This is a genomic window from Parvibaculum sp. (genome assembly GCF_002684405.1).
In the GTDB taxonomy this organism is placed as follows: domain Bacteria; phylum Pseudomonadota; class Alphaproteobacteria; order Parvibaculales; family Parvibaculaceae; genus Parvibaculum.
This window is the reverse complement of record NZ_NYVD01000078.1, coordinates 1-7907: the sequence shown is the minus strand read 5'-3', so window position 1 is coordinate 7907 and position 7907 is coordinate 1. Positions and strand designations below refer to the sequence as shown.

The 7907-nt window shown below is 62.1% G+C and carries 8 protein-coding genes; 4 read left to right on the top strand and 4 right to left on the bottom strand.

Translation table 11 applies throughout. From position 1 onward, the window contains the following. Window positions 1-158: 158 nt before the first annotated feature. The 3 genes from CMI59_RS06805 to CMI59_RS06795 form a co-directional block, all read right to left on the bottom strand. Window positions 159-503 (bottom strand): hypothetical protein, encoded by a 345-nt coding sequence (locus CMI59_RS06805; RefSeq protein WP_293326454.1) that lies wholly within the window; start codon window positions 501-503, stop codon window positions 159-161. A gap of 88 nt (window positions 504-591) precedes the next feature. Beyond that, window positions 592-1173 carry a TetR/AcrR family transcriptional regulator gene (locus CMI59_RS06800; protein ID WP_293326451.1) on the bottom strand — a complete coding sequence of 194 codons (582 nt, stop codon included), beginning with the start codon at window positions 1171-1173 and terminating at the stop codon, window positions 592-594. Window positions 1174-1292: 119 nt separating this feature from the next. Beyond that, window positions 1293-2459 carry a DSD1 family PLP-dependent enzyme gene (locus CMI59_RS06795; RefSeq protein WP_293326448.1) on the bottom strand — a complete coding sequence of 389 codons (1167 nt, stop codon included), beginning with the start codon at window positions 2457-2459 and terminating at the stop codon, window positions 1293-1295. 321 nt (window positions 2460-2780) lie between these two features. Between CMI59_RS06795 and CMI59_RS06790 the strand changes: the two genes are divergently transcribed. The 3 genes from CMI59_RS06790 to groL all read left to right on the top strand — a co-directional run bounded on the left by CMI59_RS06790 (window position 2781) and on the right by groL (window position 5640). Then, window positions 2781-3365, top strand: coding sequence for a TetR/AcrR family transcriptional regulator (locus CMI59_RS06790; protein ID WP_293326446.1), 585 nt, complete (start codon window positions 2781-2783; stop codon window positions 3363-3365). A 219-nt stretch (window positions 3366-3584) separates the two neighbouring features. After that, window positions 3585-3896, top strand: coding sequence for a co-chaperone GroES (groES, locus tag CMI59_RS06785; protein ID WP_293326443.1), 312 nt, complete (start codon window positions 3585-3587; stop codon window positions 3894-3896). Window positions 3897-3984: 88 nt separating this feature from the next. After that, complete coding sequence (gene groL, locus CMI59_RS06780) at window positions 3985-5640, top strand: chaperonin GroEL (protein WP_293326441.1); 1656 nt, start codon at window positions 3985-3987, stop codon at window positions 5638-5640. 83 nt (window positions 5641-5723) lie between these two features. Here the strand turns inward: groL and CMI59_RS06775 are convergent, their stop codons facing one another. Continuing rightward, window positions 5724-6434 (bottom strand): aspartate/glutamate racemase family protein, encoded by a 711-nt coding sequence (locus CMI59_RS06775; RefSeq protein ID WP_293326438.1) that lies wholly within the window; start codon window positions 6432-6434, stop codon window positions 5724-5726. 175 nt (window positions 6435-6609) lie between these two features. Between CMI59_RS06775 and CMI59_RS06770 the strand changes: the two genes are divergently transcribed. Continuing rightward, window positions 6610-7809 (top strand): acyl-CoA dehydrogenase family protein, encoded by a 1200-nt coding sequence (locus CMI59_RS06770; protein WP_293326436.1) that lies wholly within the window; start codon window positions 6610-6612, stop codon window positions 7807-7809. Window positions 7810-7907: the final 98 nt, after the last annotated feature.

Below are 7907 nucleotides of genomic sequence, written 5' to 3'. Positions count from 1 at the left end.
CGTTCCGCCAAGATGCGTTCCACTTTCTGGGCAAAGGGGACCACGCGTTCGGGAGCTTCGATCGTGCTTGCTCCCGAACTCATCTGCGCCTGGGCGGGGACCGTTGCCAGACCGCAGAACAAAAGCCCGCAGGCGAAAAGAATGCGCTTCATCATGGTTCAACGCTCCCCTTCTTCGTGCCGCGCCTTCAGGGCCCTGTCGGGCGACGGGCCGGTCACGATGGTCTTGTCCGTGACCGTGAGGGGCTGACGGGTCTTCGTCCGCTCGTAAAGCGTCATCGACCCGCCTATGGCGAGAGGTCCGGCCACTGCAATACCGGTGCCCGCGACGCTCAGAACCGGCAGGGCAACGCCGATGGCGGAAATCGCGGCGCCCTTCGCCACGGAGTCACCCATCGCCTGGGAGAGGGCGTGCGAGCCCTGGGCGCTCGAACCGGCATCTGCGAAGGCGGCTCCCGGGAAGGAGATTGCGGCCAGCGCCGCCATCAGAAACTTTCTCATCATCGTCATTCTCCATTTTGATGTGAACACTCACTCACCACAAAACCGGCAAGTAACGGCACTCCGCCGCCGCCGGATGACTGGTTTCAGGTCAGGTTGAAAGGACCCTTCGGATCGCACCGATCACTTCGGGCAGACGCGGCGTAAGCGGGCCGCTGAGTTCTCCATAGGCCACGCCTTCGGCCGGATGCTCGATGATTCCGAGCAGGATCTGGACACCGAGATCCGGATCGAAATCGCGCAATTCGCCGCTCCGCGTCGCCGTCTCCAGCAGGTCACGCAGCACCGAAAAGGGTGTCGGCGTGCCTTTCGGCACTTTCGACTGCTCACCAGTCTGGAATGTCATGATGTACATCCACAGCGTGGGGTCCGCGTCGAACAGGCGGTAGAACTGTGCCGTCGCCATCTCGACCTTGTCGACCAGCGTCCCCTCCCGGCCGTCCAGCTGAGCCAGGAAATTGGAGAAAGGCACAAAGCCGTCGAGAAACATCTCGTTGGCCAGCGCGTCCTTACTCTCGAAATGGCGGTAGATGGTGCCTTCCGCAATCCCGGCGCGGTCGGCAATCTCACGCGTGGTCGTCGCCGATATGCCCTGGGCGACAAAAAGCCCGAGGGCGGCCTCGACGATCCGCTTCTTGGTTCCGGAACCACGTATGTTTTCGCGAGTGATCATTCACTTACATTAGTGGCCCTTTTTACGGACGTCAACCCCTGCTCCTCTGCTCTCGTTCATGGGATTCATTTATAGGGCTTGTTTGCCGGGCCCGATCAGGGGCCCGGCCCCAGTCTCGCTCAGGCGCTTTTGCCGCGCGCCTCGATTGGCCAGATATCGACCAGCGCATCGCCCTTCACGACGAAATAGGCGTCGTAGAGGTTCACGGTCGGGTCGCAATGCGGGGTGACGGCGGTGAGCGTTGTACCCAGCGGCAGGGTCGCGCCGTCGGGCAGCAGGATGCCGCCCTGCTCGTCGCCGAAGAAGAAGTAACCCGCCCCTTCCGGCGCCCCGGCATGAAGCACGGGCGGTTCGGCGTCGGTGGAGAAGGCCTTGAAGCCCGCATCCGTCGTGGCGAGGTTCTTCGTGTTGTTGGACACCACACTCATCTGCACGAAGAGCGACGTGTCGAAGGGCATGGGCACGCCGCCTTCTATCGGCACGTCGTTATACTGCTTGTCCATGAAGATGTAGGAGCCGCCCTGAAGCTCGGTCAGCACCTTGGCTTCGGGGTCGATATTGTAGCTGCCCGTGCCGCCGCCGCTCACGATATCGCAGGGCAGGCCCGCCGCCTTCAGCCGGTCGCGCATCTCGCCCAGCACTTTCATGCAGGCCAGCGACTTCTCGCGGCGCTCCTCGAAATTCTCGATATGCATGAGGTGACCGGCATAGGCCTGAAGCCCCATCAATTCGAGAGAGTCGGCTGCGTCCACCAGCTCGGCCAGTTCGAAGGCGTCATCGCCCGGCGCGATGCCGGTGCGGTGCAGGCCGACATCGAGATCGACGATGCATTTGAGTGCCTTGCCCTGGCCGGCGCGCAACGCTTCCTGCGCGGCGGCGGCCAGTGCCCGCACGTTTTCCGCATTGTCCACGGCGACGATCAGCTCCGGCATGCGAGCATTAAGGTCGACCAGCCGCTCGATGCCCTGCCCCGTCACCACGGGCGAGGTGAGCAGGATGCTCTCGATCGTCCCGTCGCCCGCCTCGAAAAGCGCATCGGCCTCGCCGAGCTTGGCGCAGCAGATGCCGACCGCACCCGCCTCGATCTGCCGCCTGGCGATGGAGGCACATTTATGCGTCTTGGCATGGGGACGAATGGAAAGCCCGTTCTTTGCGCAATGCGCGGCCATGGTGGCCACGTTCTTGTCCAGAGCGTCCAGATCGAGGACCAGCGCCGGCGTCGGGATCGTCTGTCGCGATCCCTGTTTGCCGATCATCTCGCGGGCGGTTTGCAGGGCTTTCGACATGTTTACAGGCTCCCCAGATTGGCTGGCCGGCGCGGCGGCCTTCACGATGGCGCGCCATCCTAAACACGCAGCGGGCAACGGCAAGGGCGCGGCGCCGCAATGCCGGAATACATGCAATTTATTATGGTTTTTCCACGGAAAGGCGCATATCGACGCAGTGCCATGACAGGGCATTCTCAGTGGTGTATGCGATAGACTGACTTATTGTTGTTTGCGTACGCACTCTCCGGGGGGACTGGGTGTCAGAGAGCGGCGCAGGAGAGAGTTCGGGGGAGCAACCCGTTGGCCGTAAAACAGCGTATGGCGGCCCCGAAAGGGGACATGCCCAAACAGGCATCGAGCGACAAGCGCGAGACGATTATCGATGCCGCGTTCGATCTGTTTCGCCATTACGGCTATCGCCGCACCTCGATGGAGGATATCGCCCGCGCCGCCGGTGTCGCCAAGGGAACGCTTTACCTCTATTTCGCGAGCAAGGAAGAGCTTTTCGAGGCCATTGCCCGGATGCTGGCCGCGCGCATGCTGAAAGCGATCCAGGAAGCCATCGCCTGCGACCAGCCCCTTGAAGAGCAGTTTCTGGGCGTGATGGACGCCAAGCTCGGCGCTGTCTGGCGCTGGATCTATTCAAGCCCCCATGCCGCGGAACTGCTGGATCCGCAGCACCAGCTCCCCGACGACGTTTTCGAGGAAGTGGACGCCACCTTCCGTTCCATCATCGCGAAACTCATTCAGAAGGGCGTGGATAGCGGCGAACTCGATCTGCACGCGGCCGGGTTCACCGTAGAATCGGCTGCGGCCACCCTGACTACGGCCGCCTATGGAGCGGAAAAGGCGGCGGATGAGGCGGAATTCCGCAAGACGCTTGCCAATATCGTCCGCATAACGCTTCGGGGCCTCCGGGCCTGACCGCTCATCGCGCGCTCATGCGCTGAAACGGGCAGCCTTCCGACCCGAAAAACCTGAGTCCCTGCAGCGGTTTATCGCCACTCCCCGCTTGACACTCCGCCACCCCCCTCCTATCTCTCGCGAGAGCTATTGGCACTCATTTTCCACGAGTGCTAACAGCTTCCAAAAAATCCAGGGTTTCCCGCCAAAATGGCGGTTCCGAAACAGGAGACGCAAGAGATGAAATTCCGTCCTTTGCATGACCGAGTTGTCGTGCGCCGGGTCGAGGAAGAGGCCAAGACTGCCGGTGGCATCATCATCCCCGAGACCGCTCAGGAAAAGCCCTCCCAGGGCGAGATCGTCGCGGTGGGCCAGGGCGCCCGCGGTGAAGACGGCAAGATCGTGCCGCTCGACGTCAAGGTCGGCGACCGTGTGATTTTCGGCAAATGGTCCGGCACGGAAGTGAAGATCGACGGCCAGGACCTCCTCATCATGAAAGAGACCGACGTCATGGGTGTGCTCGAAGGCAAATCCAAAAAGGCTGCTGAATAAGGCTCGCAAGTCCGATGTGACGGCTGCGGGCCTTTTTGCTGCCGCGCGCCGACAGGATCCATGAGCCAAGAACAAGGAACATAGGAATATGGCCAAAGAAGTGAAATTCGGGCGCAATGCCCGTGAGAAGATGCTGCGTGGCGTCGACATTCTCGCGGACGCCGTGAAGGTGACGCTCGGCCCGAAGGGTCGCAACGTCGTGATCGAAAAGTCCTTCGGCGCACCGCGCACCACGAAGGACGGCGTGTCCGTCGCCAAGGAAATCGAACTGGAAGATCGGTTCGAGAACATGGGCGCGCAGATGGTCAAGGAAGTCGCTTCCAAGACCAACGACACCGCCGGTGACGGCACCACCACCGCGACCGTGCTTGCCCAGTCGATCATTCGCGAAGGCGCGAAGTCGGTTGCCGCCGGCATGAACCCGATGGATGTGAAGCGCGGCATCGAGCAGGCCGTGAAGGCTGCCGTCCAGGACATCATCAAGCGTTCCAAGAAGGTGAAGTCCAACGAGGAGATCTCCCAGGTCGGCACCATTTCCGCCAATGGCGAGCGCGAAATCGGCGAGATGATCGCCAAGGCGATGGAAAAGGTCGGCAATGAAGGCGTGATCACGGTCGAGGAAGCCAAGTCTCTCGAGACCGAGCTTGACGTCGTGGAAGGCATGCAGTTCGACCGCGGCTACCTGTCGCCCTACTTCATCACCAATGGCGACAAGATGGTGGCGGAGCTCGACGAGCCCTTCATCCTTCTCCATGAGAAGAAGCTCACCAGCCTGCAGCCGATGCTGCCGATCCTCGAATCGGTCGTGCAGAACGGCCGTCCGCTCCTCATCATTGCCGAGGACATCGAGGGCGAAGCCCTGGCGACGCTGGTCGTCAACAAGCTGCGCGGCGGCCTGAAGGTCGCGGCCGTGAAAGCCCCGGGCTTCGGCGATCGTCGCAAGGCGATGCTGGAAGACATCGCGGTGCTGACGGGCGGTCAGGTGATCTCCGAAGATCTCGGCATCAAGCTCGAAAACGTGACGATGGACATGCTCGGCTCGGCCAAGCGCGTCTCCATCACGAAGGACGACACCACGGTCGTCGACGGTCTCGGCAAGAAGAAGGACATCGAGGCGCGCGTCGCCCAGATCCGTCGCCAGATCGAAGACACCACCTCCGACTACGACCGCGAAAAGCTGCAGGAGCGTCTTGCGAAGCTCGCGGGCGGCGTGGCCGTGATCAAGGTCGGTGGCGCCACGGAAGTGGAAGTGAAAGAGCGCAAGGACCGTGTGGACGACGCGCTCAACGCGACCCGTGCTGCGGTGGAAGAAGGTATCGTCCCCGGTGGCGGCACCGCCCTTCTGATGGCTGCCAAGGCCGTCGCGAAGCTGACCGACGAGAACCGCGACATTCAGGCGGGCATCAACATCGTGAAGCGTGCGCTTGAAGCCCCGATCCGCCAGATCGCCGAAAACGCCGGCGTGGAAGGCTCGATCGTGGTGCAGAAGGTGCTGGAATCGAAGCAGGCCAATTACGGCTTCGACGCCCAGAACGAGGCCTATATCGACCTCGTCGCGGCCGGCATCATCGACCCGACCAAGGTCGTGCGTACCGCGCTTCAGGACGCCTCCTCCGTGGCAGCCCTGCTGATCACGACGGAAGCCATGATCGCCGAGAAGCCGAAGCCGGAAGGCGCCGGCGGCGGCGGCATGCCCGATATGGGTGGCATGGGCGGCATGGGCGGTATGGGCGGCATGATGTAATCATGCGCTCGTCCGGCTTACGCCGACGAATGCGAAGGGCCGGTGGCAACACCGGCCCTTTTCTTTTGCGCATATGCCTGCGTTCAGGCTGGCTCTTTCGTGCCCTCAAGCGCCAAGTCGACCGCCGCCTGCGCATGCAGCGTCGTCGTATCGAGAAGCGGCACGGAGCAATCCTCCTGCGACACCAGCAGCATGATTTCCGTGCAGCCGAGAATGATCGCCTGTGCGCCCCGGCCGACAAGCCGTGACATCACCGCGCGCATCGCGGTCTGCGATTCCGGCCTCACTTCGCCCGTCACCAGTTCCCGGTAGATGATGTTGTGGACGAGGTCGCGGTCGGCATCGCCGGGAATCATCACATCCAGATTGCGGCCCTGGACGAGACGCTCCTTGAAGAATTCCTGTTCCATGGTGAAAGCGGTCCCCAGCAGCCCCACCCGCGTGATACCGAGTTCCGCCAGTCGCTCCGCCGTCGGATCGACGATGTGAAGCAACGGGATATCGACGGCTCCCTCCAGCGTGTCGGCCACTCGATGCATCGTGTTCGTGCAGAGGACGAGAAACTCGGCGCCCGCACGCTCCAGGCGCTGTCCTGCGTCGGACATTGCCTCGCCCAGCCTCTCCCACTCCGCATCGTGCTGCCAACGCTCGATCTCTGCGAAATCGACCGACAGCATGACGCTGCGCGCCGAATGCGCGCCGCCCAGCCGCGCCTGCACTTCCCGGTTGATGATCCGATAATATTGGGCTGAGCTTTCCCAGCTCATGCCCCCGATAAGGCCGATGAGTTTCACAGCGTTTCCTCCCCTGACGCATTTCTAAAAGACTGGCGCGTGCCTTCCTCAATCGCAAGCCCCCGGATGCTGGTCCCTTACGCAGCAGCGCCCTGCCCTGCGAAACGCCCTGTGACAGCCGCACGCCGAGTCACTAGAGTTCCGCCCAACACAAAATTTTAGAGGGACGGAGCCAATGGATTTTTCCTTTTCGGCAGAGGATGAGGAATTCCGCATGATGATGCGGGACTTCTTCGAGAACGAATATCCGAGCGACATCGTGGAAAAGATCGGGCGGGGACATTCTCCCTCCAAGGAAGACTATCAGCGCTCCGAACGCGCGCTTGCCGCGAAGGGATGGCTGGCGGTCAACTGGCCCAAATCCGATGGCGGCACGGGCTGGACCGCCAACCAGAAATACATCTTCGACGAGGAACTGGAACGCGCGGGCGCGCTCAATGTCGTGCCGATGGGGCTTCTTTACGTCGGGCCGGTCATCTACACCTTCGGCACCGACGATCAAAAGAAGCGCTGGCTGCCGGGTATTCTCGACAGCACGACCTTCTGGGCGCAAGGCTATTCGGAGCCCGGTTCGGGCTCGGACCTCGCCTCGCTGCAATGCGCCGCGATACGTGAGGGCGACGAGTATGTCGTCAACGGCACCAAGATCTGGACCAGCCTCGGCCAGCACGCCGACTGGATTTTCTGCCTGCTGCGCACCGACAACTCCGGCAAGAAGCAGGAAGGCATCACCTTCCTCTGCATCGACATGGCGACGCCGGGGATCACGGTGAACCCCATCATCACCATCGACGGCAAGCATTCATTGAACAGCGTCACCTTCGAGGATGTCCGCGTGCCGGTGGAAAACCGGATTGGCGAGGAAGGCAAAGGCTGGACCTATGCCAACTACCTGCTTGGCCATGAGCGCACCTCATATGCGCATGTCGCGGGCAAACGAAAACAGCTTGAGGATATTCGCGCCACGGCCATGCGGACCGAAAGCGACGGCGCACGGCTTCTCGACGACCCGGCCTTTGCCGCCAAGCTCGCCACGCTTGAGACGCGCCTCGATGCACTGGAACTTACCGTGCTGCGAACGCTGGCCTCGGTCGCGGAAGGCGGCGCACCGGGCGAGGAATCCTCGATCCTCAAGATCATTGCGACCGAGCTGGCGCAGGACATTACCGAGCTGGGCATGGAAGCCCATGGCGCTTATGCGCAGGCATATTTTCCGGATTCGGCAGCGCCCGCCTGGACCGACAACACGCCAGTGCCGGCGGGCGCCGCGCCCGCCGTCGCGCAATATCTGGGCGCCCGGGCACAATCCATCTATGGCGGCTCGAACGAGATCCAGAAGAACATCATCTCCAAGCGGATCCTGAAGCTACCTTGAGGAATATCGTCCGGGAGCGGACATAAGGTTGAAAAACTTATCCTCCCCTTCTTCCGCGCCCCCATATTGATGGGACCGGCCTTCATCGACGGGGCGCT